Source organism: Caldimonas mangrovi (assembly GCF_023721835.1).
GTDB classification, from domain to species: domain Bacteria; phylum Pseudomonadota; class Gammaproteobacteria; order Burkholderiales; family Burkholderiaceae_C; genus Caldimonas; species Caldimonas mangrovi.
Window position 1 is genome coordinate 97,672 of the sequence record NZ_JAMKFE010000007.1, and the last position, 17,600, is coordinate 115,271.

Consider the following 17,600-nt stretch of genomic DNA (forward strand, 5'->3'; position numbering starts at 1 on the left):
GCGCGCGGCTCCGCCGTGTCCCGGCCCCACTCACGGCCGACGTCGGCAGGCCTACCTGTCTGCGGGCCCGTCACCGCGTCGGCGCCGTCGCCAGGCCAGCGCCCCCAGCCCGCCCAAGACGAGCGCATAGGTTCCCGGCTCCGGCACCGGCGTGATCCAGTAGCGTGCGACGCCGCCGTCGTGGCACTCCGAGTCCACGCATGGCGTCGCCACGAAAGTGAGCGCGTGGGCCGTTCCCGCCTGGAGGAGAAACTTCACCTCGCCTTCGGCATAGGTGCCGCCCTCCACGCTGCCCGTGCCGGGGACATAGGTGTCCCACGGCAGGTCGACGCCGTTGAGGAACAGCGCGTAGTTGTCGCCGGGAATGTAGTCGTCCTGCTTCAACTTCAACACCACCCACTGGTCGTAAGCCGGGGTCAGGGACCAACTGTCGAAAGTGGGCGGCTCGAACCCGTACTTGCTTTCCCAGCCGACATATCCGCTCGTGGCGACATGAGGGTTCACGACGACGGGGCCTGACGGATGCCACCGCTCGGCCTGGGCCGTTGTGTCGCACAGGATGGCGGCTGCCACGAGCGCCGCGTGTCGTATCGCTGTCTTTGCATGCATGGGGTCCTCCTGATTTTCGAGTTGCGGGCCCCCGGACTCTACTTGTGCGCCGGGTCCAGCCCCAACCCCCGATGTCGGTGGAGCGGGCGCACCAGATCGTCGATCAAGCTGCGGCGCTGCACGACCCGGGCAGCACCGCCACACCCCGGCGAAACTGCGCCTCCTCGCCCAGCGGCGGCAGCGCCTCCGTTGCTACGCCGAACCAGGGTTGCAATACATAGCGCCCCAGGTTGCGGCGCCAGTAGCCGCACTGCTCCAGCAGGGCGGCTGTGTCGTCCTCCAGGTGGTGCTTGGGGCAGCCCCCCCAGCACAACGGCAGGAAGGAACAGCTGCCGCAGCGCGTCTCCTCGGTTGGGTCGTAGGCGGCCCACCACCCGGCGTCCGCGTCGGCGGGCGGCGCGCCCGCTTCCACCGGCCGGATGGGGATCACGCGGCGCGGGGTCGCCTGCAGCCGGCCCACGGCCCGGTGCGGCTCCGAGACCTGCAGCCCGCAGCGGTACAGCGACTTGTCGGCGCCGAACACCACGGAGTCGTCGGCCAACGCGGCGCACACGCTGGTGCGCGGCTGCAGCCGGCCGTTGGCGACGTACGGGTCCTCGAAGCGCACCGAGTCACCGCAGGCGCTGCGCATCTGCGAGGCGAGCGCGTCGAACGTCACGGTGTCCAGCCCGTGCTGGCGCATGAACTCCGAACGCTCTGAAAAGTGCGCCAGCCGCGCCGGCGCCATCACGATGGGGTGGCGGCGCTGGAACCAGCCGCGCCGGCGCGCCATCTCCATCAGCGGCACCGCATCGGCGGCATTGCCTGGGTCAACGTTCACACGCAGGTCGACGCGCACGTGGTCCAGCAATGCGTCGATGAGCGCCACCGCCTGCGCGAACGATGAGGCGTCGGGGGCCGGCCGGTGCTGCCGGCGGTAACGCCGGCGCCGGTTGTGCTCGTGCTCGAGCCCGTCGAGCGAGATCTGCACCTCGCGCAGGGCGTGGCGCGCCACGAAGCCGCCCACGTCCTGCGGCCACAGCGTGCCGTTCGAGACGATGGATGCGTCGTACCGCACGCCCTGCTCGCGACACAGCGCCTGCAACGAAGCGGACAGCTCCTCGATCAGGCCCGGGTTGAGCAAGGGCTCGCCGCCGTACCAGTCGACATGCAGCGAGCGCTTGCCCGACGTGCCGATGCGCTGCGCCACCCATCGGGCGATGGCCACCGCATCGCCGTGTTCCAGCTGCTGCTCGCTGCGTTCTTCGTAGCAGTAGTAGCACGCCAGGTTGCAGTCCAGCGTGGTGGTGACCGTGACCACCATCGGCGCTTCGTGCCGCGCCGCCCAATAGCGGTGGCGCACCTGCGCGACTTCGTCGAAGTCGGGATCGACCAGGAAGCCGCCGTCCAGCAGCCGTTGCAGCACCGCCGGGTCCCAGCCCTCGCTCGACCACGCCTGCACGGCCGAGCTCAGCTCGGCGCCCAGCGCCGCGGCGGCTTCGCCTTCCAGCACCCACGACGTGCCGGTGCGGGCATTGAACAGCACCACCCGCCCGCCCTGCGCGAAGGAAAAGTTGTAGCGCGATGCCAGCAGCATCGCTGGCACGGCCGCTGCGGCCTGCATGACCGCGCCTACCGCGACGACTTGCGCGCGGCCGTCTTGGGCACCGGGTTCACCACGTCGGCGCCGATGTCGATCAGTGCCATGCAGGCCCCACCCATGCCGCACAACCGTGAAGCCTGCGCCACCTTCTTCAGCTCGGGCGTGTTGAAGGCCACTTCACGCACCTCCAGCCTCATGCCCTTCTTCAGCTTCACGGCCGGGTTCTTCTCGTCGCTGACGATGAGATGCATCGACCCCACCTTGGATGCCTTGCTTGCCATGCTGTTGCTCCTGGTTGGTTGCGAGGGGTACTGCGCCATGGCACGGTGACATAGCGGCCGGTGCCGGTCAACCAGGAATGCTCTGCTTGCGGGGCCGCACCTGTCAGAAGCGGCAGTAGGGCCGGCGGTGCCTACCGCCTGCCGCCTCAGCGCCCGATGTAGACGGGAATGGTGACGGTGCCGCCGCAACTCGCGGTGGTCGGAAGCGCTTGGAACGCGTGCTGCTGCATCGGCCCCTGGATCCGGGGAAAGCGCGTGCGCAGGTGGTGCTCTGCAGCGGCGAAGCGGTGGGTGTAGTGGACGAACAGGCTGACGGCATGGGGCACGTACTCGACGTCCACCAGGTAGAGCACCTTGGACTTCGGCACCTCGAAGGTGAGCGCCGGCCGGCCACCGCATGCGTTGAAGGCGGTCCCGAAATGGCCGCCGTCCTTGGTGGCCTGCACGCTCACCAGCCCCAGCACCTGGCCCGCCTTGGCTTTCGCGACGATGTAGCCGTCCTTCGGCACACCGTTGATCGCCGCGCCGCTCCAGGTGTCCTGCGTGAACTTCCCCGCGCTGACGGTGCCGGGGAACAGCATCACCCGGTAGTTGGCCGGCTGCACGCCCAGCACGATGACCGACTCGTCTTCGGCCGGCCCGGATGCATCGGGGTCCAACGCGGCGGTCGTTCCGCACCCCGTCAGGAAGGCGGCCGACACCAGGGCCATGACCCGATGAACTGCGTTGCCTGGCTTGTGATCTTTCATGCGATGACCCTCCCCTGCGCCGGTGGCGCTATTGCTTTGCGGCATTCTTGTTCGAATGGGTTTGCCGAGGCAAACGTCGGCTTGTTGCGGGATGTTCAACACGTGCTGTGCTCAGCGGCCAAGCGCATGTCCTCCAAAGCTGCGCTTGTGGGCTTCCTTGCAGACCTTTGATGAGGCCTTCAACCGCGGAGCACCAGATGAAATGCGCCGAGCTGCCCCATAGTTCGTCGCCGACCAAAATCAATCCGGACAATGGAGCCCGCGGGTTCCCGGGGGCCGTGCAGTCCGCCGGCCGTCAGCCTGTCATGCTTCGCCATCTGTCCAACGCAAAGGAGCAAGGCATGAAATCGGCACGAGTGAGGCCCGTCTGGCAGGCGGCCCTCTGCACGGCAGTCTTCTCCATGACCTGGTCGAACTTCGCCGGGGCTGCTCTTGTCGGACGAGACCTGGGTGGCAGCGCCGCATTCGACGCCTACTACGACACAGAGCTGGACATCACCTGGCTCGCAGACGCGAACTACGCGAAGACCAGCGGCGCCGTGCCGGACGGCTATATGACCCATGCCGAGGCCCTGGCGTGGACCGCGGGGCTGAGCGTGCATGGCGTGGGAGGCTGGCGATTGCCGTCCGTGGCTCCGGTCAACGGCGTCGCGTACCAGCCCGAGTTCAGCCTCGACGGGAGCACAGACTTCGGCTTCGCGCTCACTGGCGAAGGCTGGGGGACTGCCTCGGAGCTGGGCCATCTGTTTTACGTGACACTCGGCAACACCGGCTACCTCGACGCGCCCTCGACGTGCGCCGACCCTTGCGCCTTGCAGCACACGGCGCCCTTTGCCAACTTTCAGTCGCACGCTTACTGGAGCGGCTCGCCCGTGCCAGACGCCTACTCGCCGTCGGTGTGGATCCTGGAAACCTGGAGCGGGCGTCAGTCGCCCATCGGACCGGACGCCTTGATCCATGCATGGGCGGTTCACGACGGCGATGTGGCGGCCATCCCGGAGCCCGAGAGTGCGGCGCTTCTCCTGGTGGGACTGGCGGCCCTGGCCGGGCGATCCCTTCATCGCAAGCGTTCGGCAAAGTAGCGATGAGTGGCAGCCCCTACGACGGCTCCATCGGTCGTTCTGGGCGCTGCCGAAACCTGTGCCGACTCGCGGCTCAAAACGTTGTTTCTCCCTTCGCGTCTTTCCACGGCCGACACGCCGCCGGGGACCTCAACGCCCGCAACGCATCCTCGAGCCCCACATGCCTGAACCGGTACCCGCCCTCCAGCGCCCGGCGCGGCAGCACCACCTGCCCGTCCAGCAGCAAGGTCGACATCTCGCCGGCCAGCAGGCGCAGCGGCCATGCGGGCACACGCAACCAGGCGCGCCGCCCGAACGATCCCGCCAGGGCCTGCGTGAACCGGGTCTGGTCGCAACGGTCGGGCGCCACGGCATTGACCGCGCCCCGCACGTCGTCGTGCTGCAGGGCCCAGGTGATCAGGCCCACCGCATCGTCACGGTGGACCCAAGGCATGGGCTGCCGGCCGTCGCCGAGCCTGGCGCCCAGGCCCCATCGCGCGGCCATCGCCTGCATCGGGTAGGCGCCGTCCTCGCGCCCCAGCACCAGCCCGAACCTCAGCCTCACGACACGCAGCCCCACGGCCTGCAGGCGACGCGCTCCTTGTTCAGCGGCGGCGCACAGCTCGGACTGGAAGACCTCGGGCATCGGTGGCGTCTGCTCGTCGCATTCGAGCTGCGCATCCGGCACGCCGTAATAGCCCACCGCGGAAGCGGCCACCAGCACCTGCGGCCGCTGTTCCAGCCGGCACGCAAGGCGCCGCAGGTCTTCGCACAGGCGCGTGCGGCTTTCGATCAGCTGCAAGCGGCGTGCGCGCGTCCAGGGCCGGCCCAGCACACGCGCGCCGGCCAGGTGCACGATGCCGGCGATGCGCGTGTCGGGTGCGATGTCGTCCAGGCTTTCCACCAGGGCCACGCCGGCGTCGAATTGCAGCCGCGCCTGGCGGGCGTCGCGGGTCAGCACGATCACCCGCCGTCCCTGGGTCCGCAGATGCAACACGAGCGCCCGACCCACGAACCCGGTGCCGCCGGTGACCAGCACGGCGTCTGCACCTCTGGGCGCGGGAAGCCCCGAAGGCGGTGCCTCGCGGCCCAGCCGGCGCACCGCCCACACATTGCGCAGGCTCCACGCCCACACGCCCACGGCAAAGGCGGTCAACAGCCACGACACCGTACCTCGGCCGGCAGTCACCAATGCACTCGGCTCGGCGACCCAGCGCAGCAGCACCGGGGCCATCAGGCCCACGTACAGGCCATAGCTGGCAGTCAGCACCGCGTGCAGCCAGCGTTCGAACGGGGGCAGCTTGCGGGTGCGGTCCTCTTCCAGAAAGTCCGCCAGCGTGATGACGATCTCGGCCGCCAGCACGGCCATCACCACCACAGCGAACCAGCCGTGCCAGGCCCACCACGCCAGCCCGAAGAACAGCGCGCCGTACAGCGCCTCGCGGGCGGCATGCAGCGCCAGTTCCTTGCGGGCGCCGCGCTGCTGCGGCAGCCGGGCCTGCCACTCGTGGTGCCACAGGTTGTCGAACGCGCCCAGCAGTGCCTGCAGGATCAGGACGGCATCGATGATCAACGGCATCTCAGGACTCCTCGACCGGGTCGTCGAACACGCCGGTCTGTTCGAAGGTGACGCCCCACCGCGGGTGGGTCATGGTCAGCGTGAACCGGAAGCGCCCGGCCCCCAGGTCGCGGTGCTCGACGCGGCAGCGCCCGGGGCTCAGCCACTGCGGCAGCCGCAGGTAGACGGCCCCCCAGCTCCAGGCGTAGTGGCGGCTCTGGAACACCAGCGCGCCCAGGTCTTCGAACACGTCCAGCGCCATCGCCAGGCCGCCCGAGGTGCGTTCCAGCACGCCGCCTTCAGGGTGGGCGCGCTTGGCCGAGCACACCGTGTGGCGGCCCAGCCGGCGCGACCACACCACACCGCCGGTGCCGTCCGGGTACACGCGCACATCCACCGGCACGTCCCGGCGGCAATGCGGCACCAGCGGCCCGCGCAGCGGCCAGGCCAGCCACGCCAGCACGCGGCCGAGCCGCGAGCAACGCAGGTCCATGCGGCCCGCATAGGTCTGTGCCGCGTGGCCCGGCGCAAAGCGGCGCTGCACCGCCGCCGGCAGGCGCGACCACGCTTGCGGGCCCAGCATCGCCGCCAGGTCGAGCGGCGCCTCGGGGGTGTTCGGGTGGAGACAGGTCAGGGTGTTCATGCCTGATCCATTGCGAGAAGCAGGCCACCCCGCCTGGCGCTGCTAAGTACTTGATTCCATTGAAAAACGCTGCCCACACCCGTCGCTGTCGTATACAGTCGGGCCCGGTGAACTGTTAACGCCGTATACAGATGCTGCTGCGTGTCGCGTTGGGCCTGTCGTTGCTGGAGACCCTGCTGCTGGCGGGCGTGCTGCTCGCCTGGGCCGACCGGGTGGCGGGCGGCCGCCTGCTCGCCGCGTTTCTCGCGGCGTTCGCGGTCTGGATCGTCGGCAACGAGCTGCCCAACTGGTTCGGGCCCGGCGTGGAAACGCTGGCCCTGCACCTGCTCGCCACCGCACCGCTGACCTCGGCGCTGTTCTTCCACTTCTGCGTGGTGTTCTGCCGGGCGCCGCTCAGCACCGCATGGGTGCGCGCGGCATACGTGCTGGGCGGCTGCGCGGTGCTGGTGTCTCAGGTGCTGTTGCCGGCGCATTTCGTCGACCACCCGGTGGTGGGGCGCATCGCCTGGGCCGAGACGGCCGCGTGGATCACCAGCACGTCGTGGATGGTGCTGGGCCTGGCCGGCGTGACGGTGCTGCTGCGCGCGCTGATGCGTGCGCAGGCCGGCGGCAGCACGCCGGCACGCGCGCAGCTCGCCGCCGTCACGGCGTCGTGCCTGTGGGGCGTGGGCTGCCTGCTCGGCTACGGCATCGCCTTGCTGGGCTGGCCCATCTACCCGTTTCCCTTGCTCGCGCTGCCGCTGTACCCATTGATGCTGGTCTACGGCATCCTGCGCTACGGCGTGTTCGTCGCCAACGCGTGGGCCGGCCGCGCACTGGTGTGGACGCTGCTGCTGGCCGCAGGCGCAGCCATCGTGGCACTGATGCCCCTGCTGCTGCCGTTCGAGTCGCGCTGGCTCAGCGGCCTGGCGGTGGCCGCCGGCTGCCTGGCACTGAATGGCCCGGTGCGGCGCTTCGTGCAGCGCCTCATCTACCCCGGCGGCGCCGTCAGCGCGCAAGACCTGGGTGCCTGGCGGCAGGCCCTCGGCGAAGCCGACAGCTTCGACGCCCTGGCCGCACGGGCCGGCGCGCTGCTCAGCCAGCGCCTGGGCATGCCTGCGCGCGTGGCCATCGGCGAGCCGCCGGCCGATGCCGACACCCAGGGCGGCCGCGTGCCCTGGCTGGTGATGCGCCGTGAAGACCAGGGCTGGGCCCCCAGTTGGCAAGGCTGGGACGCCGCGCCGCCCGGCCCGCGCCACGTGGCCGAGCTGTTCGGCACGGTGCTGGCCGACGCCACGGTGCGCGTCGAGCAGGCCCAGCAGGTGGCAGCGCGCGAACGCGAGCGCCAGCTGCAGGCCCGGCTGGCCGAGCTGGGCGCGCTGGCCGCCACCGTGGCGCACGACATCCGCAACCCGTTGAACATCATCGGCATGGCGGTGGCGATGGCGCCCCCCGAAACCCGCAGCGAGGTCAGCGCGCAGGTGGCCCGCATCTCGCACCTCACGAAAGACCTGCTCGACTACGCCAAGCCATGGAAGCTGCAGCGCGAGCGCTTCGACCTGCGCACCCTGGCGGACCGGCTGGCCGCGCGTGAACCCGGCCTGCAGCTCAGCCCGGCGTGGCCCGACGCGTTGTGGGTCGAGCTGGACCCGCACCGCACCGAGCAGGCGCTGGTGAACCTGGTCGAGAACGCGCGCGGCGCAGCGCCCGACGGCTGCGTGCTCGACCTGGACATCACCGACACCACACTGCGCCTGCATGTCTGCGACAACGGCGCCGGCGTGCCCGACGACCTGCGCGACCGCCTGTTCGAGCCGTTCGCTTCGCGCAGCCTCGGCGGCACCGGGCTGGGGCTCGCCATCGTGGCGCGCATTGCCTCGGCCCACGGCGGCCGCGCGCTGCTGACCGACCGCGCCCCCTGGCGCACCTGCTTCACCCTGGAGCTTCCCCGATGAGCAGCACCGCGGCGCCCGCCCCTCCCACCGAACAGGGTCGCGTCCTGCTGGTCGACGACGAGCCGGCCTTCCAGCGCCTGGGCGGCGCCTTCCTTCGCAACCTGGGCCACGAGGTGCTGCTGGCCGGCAACGCCGAAGAGGCGCTGGCCGCGCACGCCAGCCAGCGGCCCGAGCTGGTGCTGCTGGACCTGGCCATGCCGCCGAGCATGGACCCCGAGCAGGGCCTGGCCCTCATTGCGCGCTTTGCGGGTGTCCCGGTGGTGGTGTTGACCGGCCATGCCGAGCACGCACTCGCGCTGCGTGCCGCCGAACTGGGCGCGTGGGACTTCCTCGCCAAGCCGATCGACCCCGACCTGCTGCGGTTTGTCGTCTCGCGGGCGCTGCGCAAGCACCGGCTCGACGCCGAGGTGATCCGGCTGCGCCAGCAGCAGGGCGACGAGTCCATGGGCCTGGTCGGGCAGGCGCCGTCGGTGCAGTCGCTGCGCGCGATGATCCGCCGGGTGGCACCGACGCGGGTGAACGTGCTGGTGCTCGGCCCCACCGGCACCGGCAAGGAACTGGTGGCACGCGCCCTGCACGACCACGGCACGCAGGCCACCGGCCCCTTCGTGCCGGTGCACTGCGGCGCGCTGTCGGCCGAGCTGCTGGAAAGCGAACTGTTCGGCCACCTCAAAGGCAGCTTCACCGGGGCCTACCGCGACCAGCCGGGCCTGGTGGAAGTGGCGCGCGGCGGCACGCTGTTCCTCGACGAAGTGGGCGAGATGCCGCCGCCCATGCAGGTCAAGCTGCTGCGCTTCCTGCAGGAAGGCCAGTACATGCCGGTGGGCGGCCGCGTCACCTTGAGCAGCGACGTGCGCGTGGTGGCCGCGACGCACCGCGACCTCGAAGCCATGGTGCGCGCGGGCGAGTTCCGCGAAGATCTCTACTACCGGCTCAAGGGCGTGGTGCTGCGCACCTCGGCGCTGGCCGAACGGCGGCAGGACCTGCCGCTGCTCGCCGCACGCTTTGCGCAGTGGCGCGGCGCCGGGCTGTCGGCCAGCGCGCTCGCGTGGGTCTCCGCCCGCGAGTGGCCGGGCAACGTGCGCGAACTGAAGGCGGTGGTGGACGCCGCCTCGGCCTTGCTGCTGCCGGGGCAGCGCGACGTCGACGCCGACCTGCTGTCGCTGGCCGCGGGCGAGGCCCCGGGCGGGTCGATGCCGTCGGCCACCGCGGGCACCGAAGAAGCCGAAGGCCTGCTCGACCAGGCCCTGACCGAACTGGAGCGCCGGCTGGTCAGCGAGGCGATGCAGGCCGCCGGAGGCAATCAGTCGGAGGCCGCGCGGCGCTTGGGCGTCTCGCGCGTGGGCTTGATCAAGAAGCTGGGGCGGCTGGGGTTGAAGTGACGCCGGGCACGGGAGGTCCCCTGCCATGACAGCCAGGCGCGCCGAGCACGCCGATGCCGCCCGGATCGCCGAACTGTTGCGTGCGCGCGGAAGTCACCAGCGGCGACCACAGGCCGCTGGCCCATCGGTTCTATGAGAACAACGCGCATGTGCCGCATGAGCGTCGCCACCTGGAGCCGCCCTGGCAACCGGAGGGTCCCTTCGCGCCAGCTCAGAGAGCAGCCTCGATCACTCGCGTCGCGATACGCACGCAGTCTTCGAATGAGGGTGTCCGCCCGATCGCGTCAATCTGATCGAACTCTACGCTCAACACTTCGCGTCGTTCTGTGAGCCGTCTGAGGAATGTAGCGCCATGCCGTCGCATGAAAGGGACGGCTCGCTCTATCTCCTGCGGCTCCTCCAAAGCAACCGTGCACAGATCAAACAGATCGCGAGCTTTCACTCGGTCGCCGCGGTGCCACATCTTCTTCGCAATGATCTCGGCACAGGTTTCCACGCGCAAAGGCCGACCTGCGTGCTGCACGACGTCGAAGGGGTGTGCCGTCAGCGATTGACCCACCACCACGTCGATCTCTCCCCCAGGAAGGAACAGCTTGACGTACTCGGCGTGCTCTTCGTAGTCGGTCGTGATTGCTTCGGCAGCGTCGCTCAATCGTGGGGTCACGTAGCCGAGGTACTGCGGATCCGGGACAAAGAGATCGATGTCTTTGCTTTGGCGGTGCGCAATGCGAAGCAGCAGGACCGTTCCACCGCCAAAGGTCCATACGGGATCCTGGGTCTCACGCTCCAGGTGATCCATCAGCGCGAGGGCGTGCGGAAACAATGCGGCCCAGGGGCCAGGCCGGGACAGGTCAGGCGCGTGCTTGCTCATTCCCACAGCCCCCGCAAGCTGCCGAGCTGGCGAGCCATCGAGCGCATGTTCCTCCAAAGCTGTGCCCTCTCAACGCCTCGGTCGGCGCTCAACTCCTCCACCACACGAGACAGCAAGTTGACCGACGCATCCTCAAGTAGCGTGTTCAGATGAACCTTGAACTGAGGCGGCACCTGCCCGCTCAGCAGAGCGTCTTTGAGCACCTCGGGCGGAAGCTCCTTTCGATAGCTCACACTCGCCGTTCGCGCTGCGAGCACCGACGCAGGGGTCTTCGCCATGGGCTGTGCCCCTCTGGGGCGGGCAGCGCCGATATCAATCGACAGCCCGAGCACATCGAGCAGGCGCGCTGTGCGGTTCAAGCTCAGATCCTTGATTGAACCGTTTTCGATCTGGTTGATCGTTGCACGTGAGAGCCCGCTGAGCAGGGCGAGCCGGGATTGCGTCAGCCCCATGTCGGAGCGACGCGACCGAACGGCGCGGCTGAGTTCTGCGAGCAGCAGCATGAGCGAAGCGTATCAGTGGCAGCAAACGGATGTCAAATATATTCGACTTCTCGTGTTGGAATCGCGATCGGTAGGTGAAGAGCATGGGCCGAACGGAGAGGAACCGGCCCGCCCACAGCCTGGGCACGAGAGCCAGACCACCGACGATGCAGAACCGCGCAGAGCCACGACACGCGTGGGCTGCGGCTGTGTAAAAGTAAGCCCGCGGGAGCGTCCCGATCGTCCTGAACATCTCGCCAATGCGGCTTATTCAGCAATTGAAGCAGGCACCTCGAGAACGGAACTCCGAACCCGGCTGCGTTGGAACCCGCCCCGATCCAGGCGACCCTAGACCGGCGAGAACGCGCGGTGAAGGTACAGCGTCGATCCGAACACGATCGCGACGTACAGCACGACGGAAAGAAGCGCGAGCGCCACGGTGCTCCCTCGGAGCGCGGACCGTGGACGCCATGTCAGATAGCCGATCAACAGCAGGTAAGGAAGAAGCCGGAGCAACAGAGCGGTCTGCTCCAGCCCGGTGAGATCCCCGTGCGTCGTCAAGCGGGTGACGATACCGGGGACGGCCTCGAAGGCGATGTGCCATGACAGCACCGCGAGGACCAAGACCTTGATGACGATCGAAACTGCGGCGAGAGAAAAAGACAAACGGCGAACTGGTTCGATCGGGTTGCTCAACTCGTCATGACGCATGCGGCGCCCCTCCCATTGGCGCTGCTCGCGCTCGTACTTTTTCGCATTCTTGCTTCGATGACGTTGAGAAGGCAAACGCGGAGGTGTTGCACGATGTGGTCAAGCGACGGCAAGCCACAGAGGTGTCGCAGCGGAGGTCGGCCGGCGCCTCCTGCAGGAGGCAACCAGTCGGAGGCCGCGCGGCGCTTGGGCGTGTCGTGCGTGAGCTTGATCAAGAAGTTGGGGCGGCTGGGGTTGAAGTAAGAACAGGCTCAGCGAGGAGCCTTCACCCGCACGGCGGTGCGGCGTGCCGAGGCATGCGCACCGTGAAGGTCGTGCCTTCCGCGTCGGTCGAGGCCACCTTGACGCTGCCGCCGTGAGCCGTCGCGATCTGGCACGCGATGTACAAACCCAGCCCCAGGCCGGAAGAGCGCGCCACGCCGGCGCGTGCATCCAGGGCGGCGTGCGTCAGCGGCTGAAACAGCGTCGCGCGCCGCGCTTCGGGAATCGCCGGCCCCTGGTTGTGAACATCGAGACGCACCTCGGTTGGCGTGGCTGCCAGGGCCAGCGTCACTTCGCCGTGCGGGTCGCCATGTTGCAGCGCGTTCGTCAGCAGGTTGACGAGCATCTGCGAGATGCGCTTGGGATCCCACTCGCCATGAACGGGTTCGGCGATCCGGCAACGCAGCCGGCGCCCAGGGTGCGACGCCTCCACCTCATCGACCGTCCGGGCGCAAATCAAGGCGAGGTTCTCGGGCTGCGGTGTCACCGGCAACCCGGGCCCGAGGCGGACCAGCGTGAAGTCCAGCAGATCGCGAATCAGGCCATCCATGCGATCGACGCTCTTCAGCGCCCGGGCAGCCGCCTTGGTACTGTTGGCGTCGGTGGATTCGTTGCGCACGATGTAGTGCAGGCCGATCGACAGCGCATGCAGCGGGTTGCGCAGGTCGTGCGCGAGCACGCCGAGGATCAATGCGCGGGACTCGTCGAGTTTCACGGAATAGCGCGCGATCGAGATGCTGAGCGCCTGATCGATGGCTTCGTTGAAGCGCATCAGCTCTTCCACGGCCTCGTCGGTCTTGCCCCGGCCCACGGCCCACTGCTTCAGCACGCTCGCTCGGATGGCGCGGAATTCCGCGACCAGTTGGTCCATCGTGAACTCGTCACCGAAGCGGGAGACCGCATGCGCTTGGGCGGCGCGGGTCAGCTGCGGCATGTTGTCGGAGCGCAGCCCCTGGGCCTTGTCGGCCCGCTGCTGCTCGGACTGCGGCGCCCGCATGTCGTCGACCACCGCGCGCAGCATCTCTTCCGCGTGGTCGCGCAGGGCCGCACGGTCAAGCTCGGCGAGCGGCATCAAGGCGTGGGCGAAAGCCTCCCACTCTTGCAGGATCGGCTCCATGTTGCCGTCGATGAACGCGCCTAAACCGGGCGCCGGTGCGTCGCTGGTCATCGTGAACCCAGGGTAGCACCGAATGCTCCCGCCGGGCGCCCCCGCTCAGCCGGAATTTGTGACGGCCCCATGGCCGTTCAACGCGAGGATGTTGGTCTGGAACGCAATGCCGTCGATGACGCCGATGATGTCGGCGATCCGGTTGCTGCTTTGCTCGATGCCGCGCATGGTCTCGACCACCTGGCCGACCATCTCGCCGCCGGCGCGCGCCACCTTCCTGGCGTTGCTCGCCAGCTCGTTCGCCTGCTGGGCGCCTTCGGCGTTCTGCTTCACGGTGGCGCCCAGCTGCTCCATCGAGGCGGCGGTTTCTTCCACCGCGCTGGCCTGCTCTTCGGTCCGGCTCGACAGGTCGAGGTTGCCCTGCGCGATCTGCCCGCTGCCGATGGCCACGCTGTCGGCGTTTTCACGCACCTGCTGCACCACCTGTACCAGGCTGCCCTGCATGGCCTTGAGTTGCGCCAGCAGGCTCGTCTGGTCGCCCCGCTTCAAAACGATGAGGCCGCTCAGGTCACCGGAGGCCACACGGCTAGCGATCTGGGTGGCTTCGGCCGGCTCGCCCCCCAATTGCCGCACCACGCTGCGAGCCACGGCCACCCCGAACCCCGCGCCAAAGAGCAGGCCGAACGCGATGGCGCCAAGGGCCAGCGCATGCACCACCTCATAGCGCTGCTCTGCAACCACATACTCTTCTCGAGCGACATCGATCTGAAGCTGGATCAGCTTGCTGAGCCCGTCTTCCAGCGGCGCGGCCATCGGCCGCAGCTTTTCCTGCACCAGCCGCTTCGCCTCGTCGATCTGCTGCGTACACAGCGCCGCCACGATCGGTCGAAGCACCTCGTGCTGATACGCCTTGCGGCATTCTGCGAAACGATGGGCGGCGGCGGTTTCCTCCGGCGTGAGGTGGGCCGCCGTGTAAGCCGACCAGAGCTTGTCGATGTGCGCGACGTTGGATTCCAGTTCCTGCATGCGAGCGTCTATCACCTTGCTGGTGGGTGTCACGAGCGCCGCGTTGACGTTGATGCGGTTGTGCAGGATGAGCGAGTTGATCTCGGTGAGCTGTCCGGCCGGGACCGTCCTGTCTTCGTAGACCGTGCGCAATGCCTCGTTGGTTTTTTCGAGGTCATAAACGCCCAAGGTCACCGTGGCGCTTGCCCAGTCCGCCACGTGGGCCTCGCATCGTTGCCGGGCCCATGCAGGCCCATGCGCAGCAGCAGGACCGTTCCACCGCCAAAGGTCCAGACGGGACGCTCCAGGTGATCCAGCAGCGCGAGAGCGTGCGGGAACCATCCGGTCCAGGGGCATATTCGGCTTCTGAGCCTACGGTCGGCACGGGTAGCGAAGAGCGTGCGTGCGCCGAACGAAAATGGAGCCGGACACGCACGTATGCATGCCGGCTCCCGGATGGCTGGCGGGGACAGGGCAGGAAGAGAAGGCGGGACGAAAGCCTACGGCTCCATCCAGGGCGCCACCTCCTCCTGGTACTCGGCCGACTGCTGCAGCATGCGCTCCCAGGGGGCGAGCACCTGCAGCATCTTCAGCCGAGGCGTCGCGATGACGGGATGGCCGTCGGTGGCGCGGGTGGTGCACCACCTCATCATCTCCTCACCGTCTTCACGCTCGATCAGGCCCATGAGCTCGCCGAACAGGTCGTCCAGCGGTGTCACCACGGCGGCCTGATCCGCCTGCGCGATGACCTTGCGTGCGACACGAAGGCCGCCGCACACCCTCGCCAGGCGGTAATGGACCTCCGTCACCACGTTCCAGTGGGTCAGGTCGATCCGGCCGCTGTTCAGCAGTGCGGTCACCTCGGCGTCGGTCATGCCGGTCATCTCGTGACTCCCATCTCGCAGCCAGTCCGCAACGGACTGGCCTACGGGTCAATCCACTACGGACAGGCTTCGTTTAGGGCGGCAGCGTGCGGTGTCAAGACGCGGCGCAGGCGCCGCGGGTGGCTCACGCTCCACCGTGAGCGCGCTGCCGCACTGTCAGAACTGCCAGCAGCTGGACGGGGGGCGTGCCTAAAATCCGCGCATGGCCCTGACGCTCGTCCAATCATTCGATCACTCGAAGATCAGCGCGAAAGGCGTGTGCTTCCGGGTCGCCGTGAAATGGGCGGTGTCCACACTCTGCGGGCAGGGCGTCAACTACTTCATGTCGGACGAAGCCTGGCTGCAAGACAAGCAACAGGCGTCCCACGGCAAGGGCACATGGAAGACACGGCTGGAAGCGGCCCGCAACCAGCTCCCCGCCGAGCTGCGGGAATTGGTGCTGACGCAACGCCCGGCCACGGGGGTGGAGACGGCACGCTGGGAAGGCACGAAGCGCAAGCACGGCGAGTACGCCAACGTCAGCGAGGCGGCGACCAGCATGGCGGCCATCCAGCAGACTGACCGCGATGCACTCGTCGACTGGAGTACGCGCATTGCGGCCCGCCATGGCCAGAAGGTGCAGGTGCAGGCGATCGACCTGGCCAGCAAGCACAACAGGATGTGCGTGGCCTACCAGTTCGGCATGCTGCCCGCCAACGCGGCCTACGTGCTGGGCTACCTCTTCAGCAACGAACGCTATGTCGGCGGCCACAGCGTGGCCTACGCCGCCTCGCGACTCTTCGACCCGAACTGGGGCGTCTACGAGTCCGACGCATCCGATCTCGTGCTTCGACTGCTCGAGGTCGACGAGCATGTACACAGAAGATACGGCGAGTGCGAGGCCCTCACCTGCTACCCGATCCGTCTTGGCTGAGCCCGGGGCCGCGCACGAACGACGGTCAGCAGCAGTGCCGTCGAATCGATGGGCACGTCTACATCGGGACATCGTGCAAGTCGGTGCCCCCCCCCCCCGGCTGCGCGGCGGGAGACGCAAGTCAACGTCGGATCGAGGTTCTGCAATCCCGCTTGGATAGCGGTGAGCGCGCGACTCCGTCCTCGCTGCGGTCCACGGCAACGAGCGGCTGGCTGCGCCGCCGTTTCGGTTCCGGGGGAACAGCTTGTCGACAGCAGGCGTCACCCACACCCGCATGCACGATCCATGCAGCATGGGAGGGCACGGGCATGGCTGACCTCATGTCGAACTTCGACATGTCCGCGTCGCATCAGAGGAACCCGTTGCACTCGGTACGCATAGAGTCTGCTCGGATGCTTCAACCTCTGATCAGGAGCCTTTCCCCATGAGCCGCAAACTGTCGACCCTGAGCCGCCGTCGCTTCATCGCCGGCACCGCCGCCACCGTGGTTTCGGCCGGTGTGCCACTCGTCGTACGCGCCGAGGCCAAGCCGGTCCGCATCGGCTGGACCGCCTGGTCGGACGCCGAGGTGGTGACGCAGATGGCCAAACAGATCCTGGAACAACGCCTGGGGCAAAAGGTCGAGCTGGTCATGACCGACGTTGCGTTGCAGTACGCAGCGCTGCAGCGTGGCCAGATCGACTTGATGCTGATGGCCTGGTTGCCGGGCACGCACAAGAGCTACTGGGAGAAGGTGAAGGACGATGTCGAGGACCTCGGCGCGCTCTATACCGGCGCTCGCCTGGGTTGGGCCGTGCCCGACGAGATTCCGGTGTCGACGGTGCGCTCCATCGACGACCTGATGAAGCCCGAAGTGCGCGAGAAGCTGGGCGGCCGCATTCAGGGCATCGATGCCGGCGCGGGCTTGATGAAGCTGTCCGAGGAGGCCATCAAGTCCTATGGGCTGGACTACAAGCTGCTCACCGCCTCCGATGCGGCCATGGTCTCGGCGCTGGACCGCGCCATCCAGCGCAAGCAGTGGATCGTCGTGACCACCTGGTCACCGCACTGGATGTTCTCGCAATACAAGCTTCGCTATCTCGAGGACCCGAAGCACGTGCTCGGCGGTGCCGAGTCGATCCACGCGCTGGGACGCAAGGGGTTCAGCGCGGCATTTCCCAAGGCCGCGGCCTTCGTGCGCAACATGAAGCTGCCGCTGGCGGACCTCGAGACGGTGATGCTCAAGGCCCGGGACAGCAGCGCAGCCAAGGAAGCCTCCGCCTACATCGCGACGCAACGCGAGGTGGTGGATCGCTGGCTGGCTGGCACCCTGTAAGGGATTCCCGCAAGTTTGCTTGGAAGCCCGGCGAGCCACTGGCGTCAGAGATTTCCTCGCCCGCATCTCGATGCAACGCCGGTTTCCGACGCACAGCACCGGCACGTTCGTGCTGACGGCCAGCGGCCGCTGCGATTAGCAGCCGGGGGCGCCACCCAGCGGAGGGCTGCACCCACCCCGCCACCGCTTTCGCCGCAGCTTCTCTACGTTCTGTCTGCGGCGGACATCTGTTCTACGAGTGCCGCAGAACA

Annotated in this window: 18 protein-coding genes; 6 read left to right on the top strand and 12 right to left on the bottom strand. The window is 68.2% G+C overall.

Translation table 11 applies throughout. The features are described 5' to 3' along the window. Window positions 1-51: 51 nt before the first annotated feature. From M8A51_RS13285 to M8A51_RS13300, 4 genes are all read right to left on the bottom strand, one after another. A complete protein-coding gene (locus tag M8A51_RS13285) occupies window positions 52-609 on the bottom strand; it encodes a PEP-CTERM sorting domain-containing protein (protein ID WP_251778956.1) in 558 nt (185 codons plus the stop codon). 103 nt (window positions 610-712) lie between these two features. Next, window positions 713-2,212, bottom strand: a complete 1,500-nt coding sequence (locus M8A51_RS13290) for a radical SAM/SPASM domain-containing protein (RefSeq protein ID WP_251778957.1) — start codon at window positions 2,210-2,212, stop codon at window positions 713-715. A gap of 8 nt (window positions 2,213-2,220) precedes the next feature. After that, the gene (locus tag M8A51_RS13295; RefSeq protein ID WP_251778958.1) at window positions 2,221-2,472 is read right to left on the bottom strand and encodes a hypothetical protein; all 252 of its coding nucleotides are present in this window, start codon (window positions 2,470-2,472) and stop codon (window positions 2,221-2,223) included. 146 nt (window positions 2,473-2,618) lie between these two features. Then, on the bottom strand, window positions 2,619-3,221 hold the full coding sequence (locus tag M8A51_RS13300; protein WP_251778959.1) for a hypothetical protein: 603 nt from the start codon (window positions 3,219-3,221) through the stop codon (window positions 2,619-2,621). 341 nt (window positions 3,222-3,562) lie between these two features. Here M8A51_RS13300 and M8A51_RS13305 point away from each other — a divergent pair, with 341 nt between their 5' ends. Continuing rightward, entirely contained in the window at window positions 3,563-4,303 is a 741-nt protein-coding gene (locus M8A51_RS13305) for a PEP-CTERM sorting domain-containing protein (protein ID WP_251778960.1), read from the top strand. Window positions 4,304-4,376: 73 nt separating this feature from the next. On the opposite strand, the gene M8A51_RS13310 is transcribed toward M8A51_RS13305, so the two are convergent. Together M8A51_RS13310 and M8A51_RS13315 are read right to left on the bottom strand one after the other, a co-directional pair. Then, window positions 4,377-5,861: a TIGR01777 family oxidoreductase gene (locus M8A51_RS13310; protein WP_251778961.1), complete on the bottom strand. Its 1,485-nt coding sequence runs from the start codon at window positions 5,859-5,861 to the stop codon at window positions 4,377-4,379. A gap of 1 nt (window position 5,862) precedes the next feature. Continuing rightward, window positions 5,863-6,483, bottom strand: a complete 621-nt coding sequence (locus M8A51_RS13315; protein ID WP_251778962.1) for a DUF4166 domain-containing protein — start codon at window positions 6,481-6,483, stop codon at window positions 5,863-5,865. Between the two features lie 131 nt (window positions 6,484-6,614). Between M8A51_RS13315 and M8A51_RS13320 the strand changes: the two genes are divergently transcribed. Further along, the gene (locus M8A51_RS13320) at window positions 6,615-8,417 is read left to right on the top strand and encodes a sensor histidine kinase (protein WP_251778963.1); all 1,803 of its coding nucleotides are present in this window, start codon (window positions 6,615-6,617) and stop codon (window positions 8,415-8,417) included. After that, entirely contained in the window at window positions 8,414-9,799 is a 1,386-nt protein-coding gene (locus tag M8A51_RS13325) for a sigma-54-dependent transcriptional regulator (protein ID WP_251778964.1), read from the top strand. The genes M8A51_RS13320 and M8A51_RS13325 overlap by 4 nt, the downstream gene beginning before the upstream one ends. A 211-nt stretch (window positions 9,800-10,010) precedes the next feature. Here M8A51_RS13325 and M8A51_RS13330 read toward each other — a convergent pair whose 3' ends face one another. From M8A51_RS13330 to M8A51_RS13340, 3 genes are all read right to left on the bottom strand, one after another. Further along, window positions 10,011-10,670, bottom strand: a complete 660-nt coding sequence (locus M8A51_RS13330) for a nucleotidyl transferase AbiEii/AbiGii toxin family protein (protein ID WP_251778965.1) — start codon at window positions 10,668-10,670, stop codon at window positions 10,011-10,013. Next, window positions 10,667-11,173, bottom strand: a complete 507-nt coding sequence (locus M8A51_RS13335; RefSeq protein ID WP_251778966.1) for a helix-turn-helix transcriptional regulator — start codon at window positions 11,171-11,173, stop codon at window positions 10,667-10,669. Before M8A51_RS13335 ends, M8A51_RS13330 begins: the two co-directional genes overlap by 4 nt. A gap of 327 nt (window positions 11,174-11,500) precedes the next feature. After that, complete coding sequence (locus M8A51_RS13340; protein ID WP_251778967.1) at window positions 11,501-11,863, bottom strand: hypothetical protein; 363 nt, start codon at window positions 11,861-11,863, stop codon at window positions 11,501-11,503. A gap of 93 nt (window positions 11,864-11,956) precedes the next feature. Here M8A51_RS13340 and M8A51_RS26540 point away from each other — a divergent pair, with 93 nt between their 5' ends. Next, window positions 11,957-12,106: a helix-turn-helix domain-containing protein gene (locus M8A51_RS26540; protein WP_368408548.1), complete on the top strand. Its 150-nt coding sequence runs from the start codon at window positions 11,957-11,959 to the stop codon at window positions 12,104-12,106. Window positions 12,107-12,128: 22 nt separating this feature from the next. Here M8A51_RS26540 and M8A51_RS13345 read toward each other — a convergent pair whose 3' ends face one another. The 3 genes from M8A51_RS13345 to M8A51_RS13360 form a co-directional block, all read right to left on the bottom strand. Then, window positions 12,129-13,292 (bottom strand): sensor histidine kinase, encoded by a 1,164-nt coding sequence (locus tag M8A51_RS13345; RefSeq protein ID WP_251778968.1) that lies wholly within the window; start codon window positions 13,290-13,292, stop codon window positions 12,129-12,131. Between the two features lie 45 nt (window positions 13,293-13,337). Beyond that, window positions 13,338-14,456, bottom strand: a complete 1,119-nt coding sequence (locus M8A51_RS26375; RefSeq protein WP_368408549.1) for a Tar ligand binding domain-containing protein — start codon at window positions 14,454-14,456, stop codon at window positions 13,338-13,340. A gap of 281 nt (window positions 14,457-14,737) precedes the next feature. Continuing rightward, window positions 14,738-15,121 carry a hypothetical protein gene (locus tag M8A51_RS13360; RefSeq protein WP_251778969.1) on the bottom strand — a complete coding sequence of 128 codons (384 nt, stop codon included), beginning with the start codon at window positions 15,119-15,121 and terminating at the stop codon, window positions 14,738-14,740. Between the two features lie 202 nt (window positions 15,122-15,323). Here M8A51_RS13360 and M8A51_RS13365 point away from each other — a divergent pair, with 202 nt between their 5' ends. Together M8A51_RS13365 and M8A51_RS13370 are read left to right on the top strand one after the other, a co-directional pair. After that, the gene (locus M8A51_RS13365; RefSeq protein WP_251778970.1) at window positions 15,324-16,034 is read left to right on the top strand and encodes a hypothetical protein; all 711 of its coding nucleotides are present in this window, start codon (window positions 15,324-15,326) and stop codon (window positions 16,032-16,034) included. A gap of 424 nt (window positions 16,035-16,458) precedes the next feature. Beyond that, a complete protein-coding gene (locus tag M8A51_RS13370) occupies window positions 16,459-17,349 on the top strand; it encodes a glycine betaine ABC transporter substrate-binding protein (protein WP_251778971.1) in 891 nt (296 codons plus the stop codon). Window positions 17,350-17,600 lie beyond the last annotated feature (251 nt).

Coding starts and splice junctions, on each gene's coding strand:
- M8A51_RS13285 (WP_251778956.1), bottom strand. CDS start 609: ATGCATGCAAAGACAGCGATACGACACGCGGCGCTCGTGGCAGCCGCC.
- M8A51_RS13290 (WP_251778957.1), bottom strand. CDS start 2,212: ATGCAGGCCGCAGCGGCCGTGCCAGCGATGCTGCTGGCATCGCGCTAC.
- M8A51_RS13295 (WP_251778958.1), bottom strand. CDS start 2,472: ATGGCAAGCAAGGCATCCAAGGTGGGGTCGATGCATCTCATCGTCAGC.
- M8A51_RS13300 (WP_251778959.1), bottom strand. CDS start 3,221: ATGAAAGATCACAAGCCAGGCAACGCAGTTCATCGGGTCATGGCCCTG.
- M8A51_RS13305 (WP_251778960.1), top strand. CDS start 3,563: ATGAAATCGGCACGAGTGAGGCCCGTCTGGCAGGCGGCCCTCTGCACG.
- M8A51_RS13310 (WP_251778961.1), bottom strand. CDS start 5,861: ATGCCGTTGATCATCGATGCCGTCCTGATCCTGCAGGCACTGCTGGGC.
- M8A51_RS13315 (WP_251778962.1), bottom strand. CDS start 6,483: ATGAACACCCTGACCTGTCTCCACCCGAACACCCCCGAGGCGCCGCTC.
- M8A51_RS13320 (WP_251778963.1), top strand. CDS start 6,615: ATGCTGCTGCGTGTCGCGTTGGGCCTGTCGTTGCTGGAGACCCTGCTG.
- M8A51_RS13325 (WP_251778964.1), top strand. CDS start 8,414: ATGAGCAGCACCGCGGCGCCCGCCCCTCCCACCGAACAGGGTCGCGTC.
- M8A51_RS13330 (WP_251778965.1), bottom strand. CDS start 10,670: ATGAGCAAGCACGCGCCTGACCTGTCCCGGCCTGGCCCCTGGGCCGCA.
- M8A51_RS13335 (WP_251778966.1), bottom strand. CDS start 11,173: ATGCTGCTGCTCGCAGAACTCAGCCGCGCCGTTCGGTCGCGTCGCTCC.
- M8A51_RS13340 (WP_251778967.1), bottom strand. CDS start 11,863: ATGCGTCATGACGAGTTGAGCAACCCGATCGAACCAGTTCGCCGTTTG.
- M8A51_RS26540 (WP_368408548.1), top strand. CDS start 11,957: ATGTGGTCAAGCGACGGCAAGCCACAGAGGTGTCGCAGCGGAGGTCGG.
- M8A51_RS13345 (WP_251778968.1), bottom strand. CDS start 13,292: ATGACCAGCGACGCACCGGCGCCCGGTTTAGGCGCGTTCATCGACGGC.
- M8A51_RS13360 (WP_251778969.1), bottom strand. CDS start 15,121: ATGACCGGCATGACCGACGCCGAGGTGACCGCACTGCTGAACAGCGGC.
- M8A51_RS13365 (WP_251778970.1), top strand. CDS start 15,324: ATGGCCCTGACGCTCGTCCAATCATTCGATCACTCGAAGATCAGCGCG.
- M8A51_RS13370 (WP_251778971.1), top strand. CDS start 16,459: ATGAGCCGCAAACTGTCGACCCTGAGCCGCCGTCGCTTCATCGCCGGC.